This window comes from Archangium lansingense (assembly GCF_026626635.1).
Taxonomy (GTDB): Bacteria; Myxococcota; Myxococcia; order Myxococcales; family Myxococcaceae; genus Archangium; species Archangium lansingense.
Genome location: NZ_JAPNKA010000001.1, coordinates 13505257 through 13518223, shown reverse-complemented (window position 1 = coordinate 13518223; position 12967 = coordinate 13505257). Strand labels below are relative to the sequence as shown.

Genomic DNA, 12967 nt, shown 5'->3' with positions numbered 1-12967 from the left:
AGCCGGGACGCTCGCGTGAAGGCCGAGGGCCAGGCGCCACCTCGCGACGAGCGCTTCCCCAAGGCCTTGCGCCTGCTGACGCGGCGCGAGTTCCTCGAGGTCCAGGAGAAGGGTCAGAAGCTTCCTTCTGAGTGTCTCCTGGGACTCGCCCGGCCCAACGCCCGGCCCTACAGCCGCGTGGGCCTCACCGTCTCCAGCAAGGTGGGCAATGCCGTGGAGCGTGCCCGCCTGCGAAGGCTCCTGAGGGAGCTGTTCCGCAAGCGTCGCGAGCAATGGCCTCCCGGTGTAGACGTAGTCCTGGTCGTGCGCCAGTCCGCCAAGGATGCGTCGTTGACCGAGCTGTCGCGCGCCTTCGATGGTGTCACCCGCAAGCTGCAGAGGCTGTTTCCGTCCGGCCCCCGGGAGTCCGCCCGATGAGCCCTCTCGCTCGCCTGCTCGCGCTGCCCATCCGCCTCTACAAGCGGTTCCTCTCGCCCCTGCTTCCTCCGGCCTGCCGCTTCCATCCTTCTTGTTCCTCGTACGCCTTGGAGGCGCTCCACAAGCACGGAGCCCTGCGCGGCGTGCGCCTCATCGTCTGGCGCTTGTTGCGCTGCCAACCCTTCCACCCTGGCGGCTTCGACCCGGTGCCTTGACCGCCTCTGGCTCTCCCCTATGAACGATCTGGATCCGCTCTCGCCCAACTCGGCTGACTCCCAGCGGCGACTGATGATGGCGCTCGCCCTCGCGATGGCGCTCACCTTCGCCTACACCTACTTCTTCGCCCTGCAGGGGCCACCGCCCGGAGCTGGGGTCGCGGATGCGGGGCAGGTGGCCACGGCCGATGCCGGCACCCCTGCGCCTGGCGCCGGGATGGAGACGGCCGGGACGCCGCCGCCCGCGGGCTCGGGCACGGATGTTTCCGGGACCCCCTCCGAGGCCACTCCGCCCCTGCCGGTGCGCACGCTGGAGTTCGAGCGCCAGGTGGCGCACTACGCCTTCTCCACCCAGGGCGCGGGCCTGACGTCGGCCGAGCTCAAGGGCGAGAAGATGCGCGAGCAGCAGCAGGTCTCCATCGCCGATGGCTACAAGCTGCTCTTCGGTGGCAACGTGAAGCCGCCGCCGCAGATGAACCTGGCGCAGCCGGTGCCGGGCCAGCCCCTGCCGCTGTCCGTCTCCATCGCGGGCCCCTCGCCCCTGTCCGCCGACGCGCGCTACGCGGTGGCCGAGACGGGCAACACCGAGAATGGCGCCACGTTCACCGCGCGTCAGGGCCCGTGGGAGGTGACCAAGAGCCTCCAGTGGCCCAAGGAGGGCTTCGAGCTCATCTACACCCTCCAGGTGAAGAACACCTCGGCGCAGGCGGCCACCGGCGAGCTGCAGCTGCACTACAACCGCGCCATCGACCCCAACAACGAGCACGCTCCGTCCTTCTTCGGCGGCGTGGGCAACCTCAGCTACGCCTCGTGCCGCGTGGGTGAGGAGAAGCACAAGCTGGCCCCCGAGCAGGGCCTGCCGGACGCGGAGGACACGCGCGGCCTGGTGCACTACTTCGGGATTGATCAGCAGTACTTCCTCTCGGCGCTCTACCCGCTGGATGGCCCCATGCAGGGCCGCTGCGAGTTCGTGGCCACCGACAAGGCGCGCGCCGTCACCGCCAGCTTCCCGCTCACCGCGGCCCCCGGCGAGACGGTGACGCTGCGCTTCGGCGGCTACTTCGGGCCCAAGGAGGATGACCTGCTCGCCTCCGTGCCCAGCCAGGTCCTGCGCGACGCCACCGGCCTGGGCGCCACCACCTACAACCCGCAGCTCACCGAGACGATCGACTACGGCATGTGGGCGGTCATCGCCAAGCTGCTGGTGAGCATCATGAAGTTCTTCCACGGCCTGGCCGGCAACTGGGGCGTGGCCATCATCCTGCTCACCGTGCTGGTGAAGCTCATCCTCCTGCCGCTCACCCACCGCTCCATGGTCAGCATGGAGGCCATGAAGAGGCTCCAGCCTCGCATCGAGGAGCTGCGCAAGAAGTACGCGGACGACCGCGAGCGCCAGAACATGGAGATGATGAAGGTCTATCAGGAGGCCAAGGTGAACCCGCTCGGCGGCTGCCTCCCGATGCTCATCCAGATGCCGGTGTGGATTGCGCTCTTCACCGCCCTGCGCAACAGCTACGACATCTACCAGGAGCCCTTCTTCGGCCCGGTGTGGCGCGACCTGACCTTCAAGGACCCGACCTACATCCTGCCGCTCGCGCTGGGCGTGAGCATGATCATCACCCAGAAGCTCCAGCCGCAGATGGGCGATCCGACCCAGGCGAAAATCATGACCTGGTTCGTCCCCATCATCTTCACCCTCACGCTGCTCAACTACCCGGCGGGGCTCGCGCTCTACATCTTCACCAACAACATCCTCTCCATCGCCCAGCAGTACGGCCTGAGGAAGTGGCTGGAGCGGAAAGGCGGGGGTGACGGCGGACTGCCGGCGGGCACGGCCACGGCCACCGCGGGAGGCAAGCGCAAGTGAGCGACGTGCAGGCACCTGAGTCCACTCCGGCTCCCGGCGGCGGCGCGGACATCCGCCCGCGCGCGGAGCGGCTGCTCACCGACATCCTCGGGCTGATGGGCTTCCCCGCCCGGCTCGACTTCAAGGACGCCAGCGATGGCAGCCTCTCCGTCGCCCTGCACTTCCAGGGCGAGTCGCCTCCCGGCGTGGAGCCCGGCAAGCGCAGCCAGGTGGTGGACTCGCTGCAGTTCCTCCTCAACAAGATGCTCCACCGTCCGGGCAACGAGCGGCGCTTCCTCCTGGTGGGTGTCGGCACCCACCCGGAGCCCCGCAGCGAGCGGTTGAAGCGCGAGCAGGCCGCTGCCCAGGCCGCCGCTGCCCAGGCCGCAGCCCAGGCTCCCGCGCCCCAGCCGTCCGCGCCGGCTCCGGCCCCCGCACCGCGCCAGGCCAAGCCCGCTCGGGGACAGTCGGCTGCCGCCCCGCAGCAGGCTCGGACTCCCGCGGCCCCGGCCCGTCCGGGTGAGGCCGATGAGCGCACGATGGAGGTGGCCGAGGACCCTGCCCTGCGCGAGATCGCCCGCAAGCTCGCCGAGAAGTCGGCCTCGCTCGGCCGCTTCTACGCACTCGTTACACTGAAGCAAGATGACCGCGCGCGCGTCCTGAAAGCAGTAGAGGGTGTGCCGGGGGTGAAGGTCTCTTGCGAGGGCGAGGGCCGCAACCGGCGCGTGGTGTTCACTCCGGAGAAGCCTGCCCCGCTCCCCAAGCGGAGCATGCTGCCGGAAGACGATGACGAGGATGACCTCGAGGGCTGAGCCGCCCGCGAGGCTCACCAACGAAAGGGCATTCAATGGGCAAGGCCAAGTCGCTCAAGGACAAGCTATACGGCGCGGCCGTGATGAAGATGAGCTTCCGGCTGCGTGGAGACGAGGAGTCCCCGGCCTTCAAGTTCGTCTACCCCGGTGTGCTGAGGGACCTGGAGCTGGAGGACGCCGCGGTCGAGAAGTACATCGCAGAGAACCGCGAGACCGTCGAGCGCGCCGCCCGCGGCTCCATCCCCGCGCAGGGCTCGCGCAGCTGAGGTCCCCGGGGCGGTGCCTTCCGGTCTGATGCCCTGGAGTCGGGGGCCTCTGTCGGTTGGCGGGCTCGTCCCTTCCGCGGGCGCCGCTGGTGGACGTTCCGACGGCGCCCGCTCTCCGCTCGGCTGGACGCGGAGCGAGGGCACGCGTAGTTCCTGGAGGCTTCCGCCGGAAAGGTCCGGCGAACCGTGCCCCTCGGGCACAGGAGGGCCTCTCCATGCGGCACCTGGTCGTGCTCCCCATGTGCATCCTGCTCGCCTCCGCCTCCGGTTGTGAGGGGACCAAGGGAGACCCCGGGCCGCAGGGAGACCCCGGACCCGGGGGCGAGTCCCTCCCCGGTCCTCGCGGCGAGCCCGGGCCCAAGGGAGACCCCGGGCAGATGGGGCCTCCCGGCAACTTCGCCCGCATCCGCGTCGTGCCCCCGGGGGACAACCCCCTCCTCGGCGGCGAGAACCTGCGCAACGCCCTCCAGTCCATCACCAAGGTCTCCGCCGAGGAGCCCTGGCTCCTCTTCCTCGAGCCCGGTGTGTATGACCTCGGCTCCCAGGGCTTGCAGCTGCGGCCCTACATTCATCTCCAGGGCTCGGGGCAGCAGCTCTCCACCGTGCGCTCCCACGCTTCGGGTCCGACGCTGGTGACCGCGGACCACACCGAGCTGCGCTCGCTGACCGTCGAGCACGTGGGGGGTCCCGGTGAAGTCGTGGCGCTCTCCAACGCTTCCCCCCTGTTCCGTGCCCGAGATGTGGTGTTCTCCGCCCGTGATGGTTCGCAGCGCACCGTTGCCCTCGTGTCCTCCGCCGGCCCCGGCCCTGGAGGTTTCGAGCGCGTCCAGGCCAGCGCCTCCTCTCCTCAGGGCGACACCGTGGGCTTCTCGTGCGAGGGCTGCTCCGTGAAGGTGTCCGGCTCCACGTTCCTCGCCCAGGGTGGGGAGCGGGCCGTCAGCGTCGCTGTGCGAGACGGCACCGTGGAGCTGTGGGACTCCTCCGCCACCGGTCAGGGGGGTCGCTCGGAGGCCGTGGGGGTGCAGGCCGAGGCCTCCCGGCTCGCGCTCGTGCGCGCCGAGGTCTTCGGCGTGGAGGGCGGACTGTCCCTGGGCGTTCGCCTGGCCTCGACCCCCGCCACCGTGCGGGACAGCACCCTCTCGGGCTCCGGCAATCCGGGCCAGCAGGCCCGCGCCCTCGAGGTGCTTCGTTCCGACTCCGGCCCCCTGCTCGTTGATGTGCAGCGCTCGACCCTCGTCGGCGCCTCCCAGACCGTCCGTGCCGCCGAGGGTTATTCCATCCGCATCAGCGGCTCCCAACTCCGTGGTGGTCAGGTCGATGGCAATGGCATCGTGTCCTGCACCGGTTCCTACGACGAGAACTTCCACTCCCCCGCCTCTCCCGCCTGCCCGTAGCCCTTCCGTCTCTCTGGCGGGGCGCGGTGGGCGCCGAGGCCCTCCGACGCATGAGCTCTCCTCCCGCCACCCTCGCCGCGCTCGCCACCGCTCCCGCCGCCGGTGCCGTCGGCATCCTCCGCCTCTCCGGCCCCTCGGCCCTCGAGGTGGGTCGCCTGCTCGCTCCCGGCGTGCCGGCTGCGCCCACGCCTCGGCACGCCTACCTCGCATCCTTTGTCGATGCCTCCGGATCCGTGCTCGATGAGGGGTTGTTTCTGTTCTTCCGCGCACCCCACTCCTTCACCGGCGAGGATGTTGTCGAGCTTCAGGCTCACGGCAGCCCGCGTCTCCTGCGCATGCTGCTCGCTCGCGCCCTCGAGCACCCCGCTGTGCGTCCCGCCGGGCCCGGTGAGTTCACCCGCCGCGCGTTTCTTCATGGTCGCATGGACCTCACCCGCGCCGAGGCTGTTGCCGACCTTGTCGCCGCGGACTCCGAGGCTGCTGTCCGGGCCGCTGCCGCGGGTCTCGCCGGTGCGTTGTCTGCTCGTGTCCGGGAGCTGGAGGAGCCGCTTCGCTCCCTCCATGCGGACTTGGAGGGCGTGCTGAATTTTCCCGAGGAGGCCGAGGGCGCCGATGAGGGCGCGCAGGCTCGTGTCTCTTCGCTTCGCGCCGCCGCGGATTCTCTGCTCGCCGAGGTGGGGCGTGGACGGCTCGTGCGCCGCGGTGCTCGGGTTGCTCTCTATGGGCCTGTGAACGCGGGCAAGTCCACGTTGTTCAACAGGCTCGTGGGGGAAGCGCGCGCCCTCGTCGACGAGGAGCCCGGCACCACCCGCGATGTGTTGGAGGCTCGCGTCGAGTGGGAGGGGCTCGGTGTGTCTTTGCTCGATACCGCCGGGCTCCGTGAGTCTCCCGGTCGGGTGGAGGCGCTGGGCATTGCTCGGACTCGTGAGGTGCTCTCCTCCGTGGACCTCGCTGTGCTCGTGCTTCCTCCGGAGGCCAGTGATGGGGAGGCACGGCGGTGGCTGGGGGACGCGGGCGGGACTCCTGTTCTCCTTGTGGCCGGGAAGTGTGATGTCCGGCGCTCTCGGGACGGCGTTGACCCTCACCCTGACCCTCTCCCAGAGGGAGAGGGGATTGACTCGGGCTCAACCCGGGATGCGGATACCCTCACCCCGTCCCTCTCCCGGGGGGAGAGGGGTGGTGTTGGCGGTGGTGGTGTTGTTGGCGGTGGTGTTTGCTTAGAGGGTTCTGGAGGGTCGGCACTGCTCGTCAGTGGGCTTACCGGGGCGGGCGTTGAGGTGCTTCGCTCCCAGGTGCTCTCGCGCTTGTGGGGCGGTGGTGCTCCCTCCGCCGTCGCCCTCGTCTCCGAGCGTCATGCCGATGCCCTTCGTCGCACGGCTGATGCACTCTCGCGCGCTGAGAGCGCCTGCCGTTTTTCCACCCTCGAGGTCGTCTCCGGTGAGGTGGGGCTCGCCCTCGAGTCCCTCGGCGAAGTGTCTGGCACTTCCGCTTCCGAGGCCCTCCTCGACGCCATCTTCCAGCGCTTCTGTATCGGCAAGTAGACACCTGCCCGGCCGCCCGGCGCATGTCAGACCCCTCCCTAGAATGCGTCCCCTGCCCGGCCCCCACTCACCAGGGCCGGAGGAGGACAGGGTGATTCCGATGTGCAACAGCCAGGCTGCGTACTCGGCTCTCGAGGCGCTGCCCTTGGGATGGGTTGGGGAGATTGTCGACGAGGAGCTGGTGGCTTCGCCCCGGCCGGCGCCAGGTCAGGCCCGTGCCGCCTTCATGTTGGGAGTGGAACTCGGTGAAAGGTTCGATCCCCGCCGCGGGGGGTCCGGCCGGTGGTGCTTCCTGCGCGCCCCCGAGCTGCGGCTCGGCCGCGATGTGCTCGTCCCCGACCTCGCCGGCTGGCGCCGCGACAGGCTCGCCGAGGCTCCCACGCCCGAGGAGCCCTTCCTCACGCTCGCGCCGGATTGGATCTGCGAGGTCCTCACGCCGTCCACCGCCGCGCTCGACCGCACCCGCAAGCTGCCTGCCTACGCTCGCGCCGGTGTCTCCCACGTGTGGCTCATCGACCCCGCCGCTCACACGCTCGAGATCTTCCAGCGCGTCAAGCGCGGCTGGCTCCTCGTGGACACCTTCGAGGGCGAGGCCATTGTCCGCGCCGAGCCCTTCTCCTCGCTTCCGATCGAGCTCTCCTCGCTGTGGATGCCCACCGAGAGCCTCCTGGAGCTGGTGCGCTGAGCGCGTAACGTCCGAGGCGCCTCAGCCCGCAACCCGGAGCTGGGGCGTCTCGCCCGTCGCTCGCAGTCGCTTCGCCGAGGTCAGGAGCGGGGACGTCTCGCCCGCCGTGCGCAGCAGCCGCCTCACCGCCCGTAGCATCAGGTCCGTGTCCAGCGGCGCCGCCAGGAAGCCGCGTGCTCCCAGCGCCTGTGCCCTCACCACGTCCAGCTCCGGCACCTTGCCCGCTACCAGCAACTGCGCCACCGGCTTGCGCCGCAGCGCCTCCAGCGACGGCAGAGGTGAGAGCACCACCGCCCGCTCGTCCGCCGCCAGCACCTGCTCCGTGCTCGCCACGCTCGCCCGGAAGCCCGCCTCCCCGAGCACCCTCACCAGCCCCGCCGCCGCCGCCGCGCCCCAGCCATAGATGAGCACTGGGCTCGTCTCCGGCTCCGCCAGCTCCGTGAGCTCCAGCAGTCCCGCGAGCTCCTCGACGTCCAGCGGCTCCAGCAGGGGAATCTCCAGCGTCTCGCGCTCCGGGCTCAGGTCCGGCAGGAGGATGCCGCGCACCGTGTCGAAGCTCCCTCCGTCCGTCAGCGCCGCCATGCAGTCCTGGTGCAGCGCCATGTCCGCTTCCACTTCGGGCAGCGTGATGGCCTCCACCTCCGCGCGCCTCGGGGTCGCCTCCGCCTCTCCTTGGTAGAGCCGCTCGATGGCCCGGCCAATCGCCGCGTCCGTCGCCAGCCTCGGCACCACCCGCGCCTTGCGCGCCACGCTGCGCACCGCATCCAGCGAGTGCAGGCTCGCCGGCGCGGCAATGGCCACCACCAGCACCATGTCCCGAGGGCCTTCCAGCCGCAGCGGCACCACCCGGTGCATCTCCGCGAGCCGCCTTGGCACCAGGTCCGCGAGCTCCGGATTCATCCGCTCGGCGTCCAGGTCCATCGCCGGCACGCCCGTCTGGTGCGCCAGCGCCTCCAGCACCTGCTCCGCCGTGCAGAAGCGCAGGTCCACCACCACCTGTCCCAGCGGCACGCCCCACTTGCGCTGGTACGCCAGGGCCGACTGCAACTGCAACCCGTCCATCACCCCTAGTTCCACTAGGATTTCGCCCAGCCGTTTCTTCGTCTGCATTGGCCGCTCCCCCTGCGTGCGCGGCTCAGTAGAACATTTCCATTCGGGCTGTCTTGTCAGTTCGCGTCATCTGGTTGCAACTGGGCGCCACCCGTTGTCTGCCTTCAGGGGCTGTCTGGTTATCCAGGGCGCGCGACAGGCCCCGTGTCCACTGCCCGACGCTGGGGGGGGGGCAGGTGGTGGAGGGCCTCGGAAGACACCCTGGCCACAAACCCGGATGCGGGGGACCTTCCGGTCGCACGCGGCTCGAACTGGTCCGACCATCGGACCAGTTGCGCGAACTCGCGCCCGGAAGCCGCCTCTCTCCTCTGCGGGACTCTGTTCAAGAACTTCGAGGACACTCCTGGAGCGGGCCTCGGGAGCCGAGGGGGGCATGGCGTGCATGACCCCGGTTCCTGCGCGGGGGCCGCTCAGTACTCGAAGCGGTTCGTGAGAAGCCCACCGAAGAGATAGGAGGCCGAGCTGTCGTTGGTGTGCACGTAGCCCTTGAAGTAGTCGTACCCCAGGTCCGCGGTGCTCACGTAGAGGTAACCCTTGCACCCGGCGCACAGGGCGCCGCCATTCTTGTTCACGTCCCACTCACCGTAGACCTCATCGGCGGTGGCGGAGCTGAGGCGCACCAGCTTGAACTCGAAGGTGTCGGTCTGGGTCTTCACCTGCAGGTTGCCGAAGCCGTGGAGCGTGCCCTCCTGCCAGCTGAACGTCGCGTTGCCCCCCGTCGCCGTGTGGTAGGTGAACTGGGACCCGACGTGCTCCTCCACTCCGTTGACGGACTGCGACTGGACGTTGTGCACCCGGGGCAGGGTGCTCCACGCCACCACGGGAATGGCCACCGTCAGGGCCGCCAGGCCGTTGAAGACAGACTTGGGCATGTTGCTCAGCATGGGTCTCTCCTTGGGGGGTGAGGGCCGACGGGCTCCCGCCGGCCACCATGCTGTCTGTCTTTGTCACGGTCAGGAAAAGCACGCAATACGTGATTTTCCTGACCCGGGGCCGGAGGACTACCAGGTGGTGTCGGGCACCGGGGCGGACAGCACCTGCCGGCGCTCCTCTCCCACCACGCCGAGCTGCGTGCCCAGCCGGTACAGCGCCCGCGTCTGCTCGAGCACCGGCTGCCACGGCGCCGTCATCCGCACGCCGGCCGCTTCGTCCTCGCTGTTCTCTCCCTGCTTCTCGCCCAGCATCGACGAGAGCACCTCCGCCGCCCCCTTCTTGCGCGGGAACACCTCCACCCGCACCGGGCCCTCCAGCTTCGCCGCCTCCTTCGCCAGCTTCAGCGCCATCGGGAAGCCGCCCAGCTCGTCCACCAGCCCGCGCTCCTTCGCGTCCTCTCCCGTCCACACCCGCCCCTTGGCTACCTCCTGCATCTTCTCCAGCGGCATCTTCCGGCCCGCCGCCGCCCTCGACGTGAAGTCCGCGTACACCCGGTCCAGCGACGCCTCGTTCTTCGCGTGCTGCTCCGGCGTGAACTCCGCGTCCGAGCTGTACATCGTCGCGTTCTTCCCCACCCCCAGCGCCTCCCAGTTGACGCCCAGCTTCTCCCAGAACTCCGCCGTCACCATCTTCCCGTTGTAGACGCCGATGCTCCCCGTCAGCGTCCCCGGCTGCGCGACAATCTTGTCCGCGTCCATCGCCACGAAGTACCCACCGCTCGCCGCGTACGTCCCCATCGTCACGATGACCGGCTTGCCCTTCTCCCGCGCCCGCTGCACCTCGCGGCGCACCGTGTCGCTCGCCACGTAGCTGCCTCCAGGGCTGTCCACCCGGAAGACAATCGCCTTCACTCGCGAGTCCTCCACCGCCTTGCGGAACGCCGCCGCCACCGTGTCGCTCCCCACCGTCACGTCACCCGACATGGGGTTGGCTCGGCTCTGGCCTCGGGCAATCTCCCCCGCTCCGTAGATGAGCGCCACCGTCGGCGTCGTCAGGCCTCCCTGGTTCGGCCGCCCCGCCCGCTCCAGGTACTTCTCCAGGTACAAGAGGTGCGCGCCCTCGCCCGCCGCCTCCTTCACCTTCGCGTACACCTCGTCGCGGTACAGCAGCCCGTCCACCAGCTTCGCCTCCAACGCCTCCGAGCCTTGCAGAGGTGCCGCGTCCACCGCCGCCTTCACCTGCTCCTCGCTCAACCCCCGGCCCTCGGCCACGCCCTTCACCATCTGCCCGAAGAGGCTCGTGAGGAAGCGCTCCGTCTCCTCGCGGTGCGGCTCCGTGTACGTCTGCTCCAGGTACGTGTTCACCGCCGCCTTGTACTCGTGGCGCTTGCTCATCCGCGGCTTCACCCCGAGCTTCGCCAGAGCGTCCCGCGCGAACGGCGTCTCGATCGCCAGGCCCGTGATGGACAGCTCGCCCGAGGGCTGCACGTACACCTCGTCGAACGCCGAGGCCAGGTAGTACCCCCCCATGGCGTTGCCCGTCTCCCCGAAGGTGTCCGCGTACGCCACCGCCTTCTTCCCCGTCGCCCGGAAGGCCTTCACCGCGTCTCGCAGCTCCTGCACCACCGCCGTGCTCCCCGGCGGCCCGTTCACCTTCACCACCAGCCCCTTCACCCGCTCGTCTCCCCCCGCCTTCTCCAGCGCGTCCACCACGTCCCTCACCGTCAGCTGCTCCGAGCCGAACGCGCTCGCCAGCGAGTCCTCCGGCACGTACTCCACCAGCCGCTCGTCCAGCTCCAGCTCCAGCACCACCTGCTCTGGCACCCCCGGCTTGCTGGAGGCCCCGAGGATGAGGAGCACGATCAGGCCTCCGAAGAAGAAGATGCTCAGACCGCCCACCACCGCGAGCGAGCCAATGAAGAAGCGTTTCATGTACCAGGCTCCCGACACCTGCGTGTCCGTGTACGACGAGGGCTTACTACTAACCGCTCCACGTGACGACGCTTGCCGCTCGTGCCCCCCGGTGAGCCAGGCGGCCAGTCGTCAGCTGCTGCTCACTCTCTCGGCCCGCCTCCTGCAAGCAGGCGCTTCCCTTCGGCCTTCCAGGAAAGCGGATTGTCCACGGCTAGACCGGTATCCGGACGAAACTCACTTTCAATGAGAATTCCGGGGATGGGGGGGCTCCCGCATGTGCGGGGGATGCCTATTTCTAGGGAGGTCACCTACCAGACCCCCACAGGACCGCTCCCATGATGGACGAACTCCTCTCCCCCTCCGTGCAGATGCCTTCTCCGATGGCGCGGCCCCGCCAGGGTCCGGCTTCGACGGTGCTGGAGCCGCCCAATGCGTGGAGAGACCCGGAGAACGAGTCGCCCTTCTTCGAGCCCATCCCCGTGCGCGTCCATACCGTCGAGGGCGCGGGCGGCGTGGCGCTGCGCGTGTACGACGCGGGGGATGAGTACGGGCCGCCGCTGCTCTTCGTGCACGGCTTCTCCCAGTGCCACCTGGCGTGGCGGCGGCAGTTCCAGAGCGCCCTGGGCCTGGGCTTCCGGCTGGTGGCGCTGGACCTGAGAGGGCATGGGAACTCGGACAAGCCGCATGGGGCGTACGGGGATGGCCGGGTGTGGGCCCGGGATATCCAGGCCGTCATTCGTGCGCTCGACCTGGAGCGGCCCCTGCTGGTGGGCTGGTCCTACGGCGGCATGGTGGTGGCGGACTACCTGCGCCACTACGGCCAGGAGCAGGTGGCGGGCGTGCACTTCGTGTCGGCCATGGTGAAGAGCGGCTCCGAGGAGGCCTTCAGCCTGCTGTCGCCCGAGCTGCTCGCGCTCGTGCCGGGGCTGTTCACCGAGGAGTCCGGCGAGAGCCGCGCCACCTTGGAGACCTTCGTGTCGCTGCTGCACCACCAGCCGGTGTCGCAGGAGACGCGCCGCAGGGTGCTGGCGTACACGGAGCTGGTGCCGGCGTACGTGCGCGGGGCACTCGGCTCGCGAGTCGAGGATTATGACGACGTGCTGCACCGGCTCACCGTGCCGGTGCTCGTCACCCACGGGCTGGAGGACCGGATGGTGCTGCCCGAGTCCGGCCGCCACATCGCCTCGATGGTGCCGGGGGCCCTGGTGTCGCTGTACCCGGGCGCTGGCCACTCGCCCTTCTGGGAGGACTCGCGCCGCTTCAACCGCGAGCTGGCCGCCTTCGCCGCCCGGTGCTGGTAGGGCGCGGGGGAGGCTTCATACTTCGATGAAGCGCGTGCCGGTGATGCCCTCGCGCTCCAGGGCCTGCTTGAGGTCCTCGGAGATGATGAGGGCCTCTGGCCATCCCCAGGGACGGAAGAGGTGGGCTCCTTCTGCTTTCGACGGATCGATGCGCATTCCCCGCACGTACTTGTACTCGCCTACCTTCTCCGGCTGGCCGTCCTCGGGTGTGAAGTACCGCACCTCCGCGCTGCGGGCATCGTCGATGCAGCGGAGGGTGCGCAGCGCATTGAGGATGAACCAGGAGCCTGTATGACCCTCTATCTCGGCGGGGAGGAACTGAACGTCCTGGATACCCAGTCGCTCGAAGAGTTGGACGAAGGGGCTGTTAACCACGGGGATGGAGAATGAGGCCCAACTGAAGTCGAGCTCCACTCCGTCAGGTCTCACGGGGAAGCGGATGACTCCCAGGGGCTCGAGCCGCAGGCCCTCGGTGAACTGCCAGGGATTGAGCTTCTGCCCGTGCTCATCTACCGGAGTTCTCAGGTGCCAGCGTCCGGGGTGATGCAGGTCGTCTCTCAGTTGATGGTACCTGGACATGTCCTTCGCTTCGAA

Annotated in this window: 13 protein-coding genes; 9 read left to right on the top strand and 4 right to left on the bottom strand. The window is 69.3% G+C overall.

The window, feature by feature from the left end; all coding sequences use genetic code 11:
• Positions 1-15 precede the first annotated feature (15 nt).
• The 8 genes from rnpA (at position 16) to OV287_RS54730 (ending at position 7176) form a co-directional block, all read left to right on the top strand.
• Positions 16-417: a ribonuclease P protein component gene (gene rnpA, locus OV287_RS54765; protein WP_267542060.1), complete on the top strand. Its 402-nt coding sequence runs from the start codon at positions 16-18 to the stop codon at positions 415-417.
• Complete coding sequence (yidD, locus tag OV287_RS54760; protein WP_267542059.1) at positions 414-632, top strand: membrane protein insertion efficiency factor YidD; 219 nt, start codon at positions 414-416, stop codon at positions 630-632. The genes rnpA and yidD overlap by 4 nt, the downstream gene beginning before the upstream one ends.
• 19 nt (positions 633-651) lie before the next feature.
• A complete protein-coding gene (gene yidC / locus OV287_RS54755) occupies positions 652-2499 on the top strand; it encodes a membrane protein insertase YidC (RefSeq protein ID WP_267542058.1) in 1848 nt (615 codons plus the stop codon).
• Positions 2496-3290: a hypothetical protein gene (locus OV287_RS54750; protein ID WP_267542057.1), complete on the top strand. Its 795-nt coding sequence runs from the start codon at positions 2496-2498 to the stop codon at positions 3288-3290. Before yidC ends, OV287_RS54750 begins: the two co-directional genes overlap by 4 nt.
• A gap of 35 nt (positions 3291-3325) precedes the next feature.
• Positions 3326-3556 carry a hypothetical protein gene (locus tag OV287_RS54745; RefSeq protein WP_267542056.1) on the top strand — a complete coding sequence of 77 codons (231 nt, stop codon included), beginning with the start codon at positions 3326-3328 and terminating at the stop codon, positions 3554-3556.
• Positions 3557-3771: 215 nt separating this feature from the next.
• Positions 3772-4950, top strand: coding sequence for a hypothetical protein (locus OV287_RS54740; protein WP_267542055.1), 1179 nt, complete (start codon positions 3772-3774; stop codon positions 4948-4950).
• Between the two features lie 50 nt (positions 4951-5000).
• Complete coding sequence (locus OV287_RS54735) at positions 5001-6491, top strand: tRNA modification GTPase (protein WP_267542054.1); 1491 nt, start codon at positions 5001-5003, stop codon at positions 6489-6491.
• A 100-nt stretch (positions 6492-6591) separates the two neighbouring features.
• Positions 6592-7176, top strand: a complete 585-nt coding sequence (locus OV287_RS54730) for a Uma2 family endonuclease (protein WP_267542602.1) — start codon at positions 6592-6594, stop codon at positions 7174-7176.
• Between the two features lie 21 nt (positions 7177-7197).
• On the opposite strand, the gene OV287_RS54725 is transcribed toward OV287_RS54730, so the two are convergent.
• From OV287_RS54725 to sppA, 3 genes are all read right to left on the bottom strand, one after another.
• Positions 7198-8286 (bottom strand): GspE/PulE/PilB domain-containing protein, encoded by a 1089-nt coding sequence (locus OV287_RS54725; protein WP_267542053.1) that lies wholly within the window; start codon positions 8284-8286, stop codon positions 7198-7200.
• Between the two features lie 410 nt (positions 8287-8696).
• Positions 8697-9170, bottom strand: a complete 474-nt coding sequence (locus OV287_RS54720; protein WP_267542052.1) for a hypothetical protein — start codon at positions 9168-9170, stop codon at positions 8697-8699.
• 117 nt (positions 9171-9287) lie between these two features.
• The gene (gene sppA, locus OV287_RS54715) at positions 9288-11090 is read right to left on the bottom strand and encodes a signal peptide peptidase SppA (RefSeq protein ID WP_267542051.1); all 1803 of its coding nucleotides are present in this window, start codon (positions 11088-11090) and stop codon (positions 9288-9290) included.
• 317 nt (positions 11091-11407) lie between these two features.
• Between sppA and OV287_RS54710 the strand changes: the two genes are divergently transcribed.
• Positions 11408-12373 (top strand): alpha/beta fold hydrolase, encoded by a 966-nt coding sequence (locus OV287_RS54710; RefSeq protein WP_267542050.1) that lies wholly within the window; start codon positions 11408-11410, stop codon positions 12371-12373.
• A gap of 15 nt (positions 12374-12388) precedes the next feature.
• Here OV287_RS54710 and OV287_RS54705 read toward each other — a convergent pair whose 3' ends face one another.
• Positions 12389-12952, bottom strand: coding sequence for an imm11 family protein (locus OV287_RS54705; protein WP_267542049.1), 564 nt, complete (start codon positions 12950-12952; stop codon positions 12389-12391).
• Between the last annotated feature and the right edge of the window lie 15 nt (positions 12953-12967).

Bases quoted from the DNA above. Each gene is read 5' to 3' on its own strand.
- yidD (WP_267542059.1), top strand. From the start codon at position 414: ATGAGCCCTCTCGCTCGCCTGCTCGCGCTGCCCATCCGCCTCTACAAG.
- yidC (WP_267542058.1), top strand. From the start codon at position 652: ATGAACGATCTGGATCCGCTCTCGCCCAACTCGGCTGACTCCCAGCGG.
- OV287_RS54745 (WP_267542056.1), top strand. From the start codon at position 3,326: ATGGGCAAGGCCAAGTCGCTCAAGGACAAGCTATACGGCGCGGCCGTG.
- OV287_RS54740 (WP_267542055.1), top strand. From the start codon at position 3,772: ATGCGGCACCTGGTCGTGCTCCCCATGTGCATCCTGCTCGCCTCCGCC.
- OV287_RS54735 (WP_267542054.1), top strand. From the start codon at position 5,001: ATGAGCTCTCCTCCCGCCACCCTCGCCGCGCTCGCCACCGCTCCCGCC.
- OV287_RS54730 (WP_267542602.1), top strand. From the start codon at position 6,592: ATGTGCAACAGCCAGGCTGCGTACTCGGCTCTCGAGGCGCTGCCCTTG.
- OV287_RS54725 (WP_267542053.1), bottom strand. From the start codon at position 8,286: ATGCAGACGAAGAAACGGCTGGGCGAAATCCTAGTGGAACTAGGGGTG.
- OV287_RS54720 (WP_267542052.1), bottom strand. From the start codon at position 9,170: ATGCTGAGCAACATGCCCAAGTCTGTCTTCAACGGCCTGGCGGCCCTG.
- sppA (WP_267542051.1), bottom strand. From the start codon at position 11,090: ATGAAACGCTTCTTCATTGGCTCGCTCGCGGTGGTGGGCGGTCTGAGC.
- OV287_RS54710 (WP_267542050.1), top strand. From the start codon at position 11,408: ATGATGGACGAACTCCTCTCCCCCTCCGTGCAGATGCCTTCTCCGATG.
- OV287_RS54705 (WP_267542049.1), bottom strand. From the start codon at position 12,952: ATGTCCAGGTACCATCAACTGAGAGACGACCTGCATCACCCCGGACGC.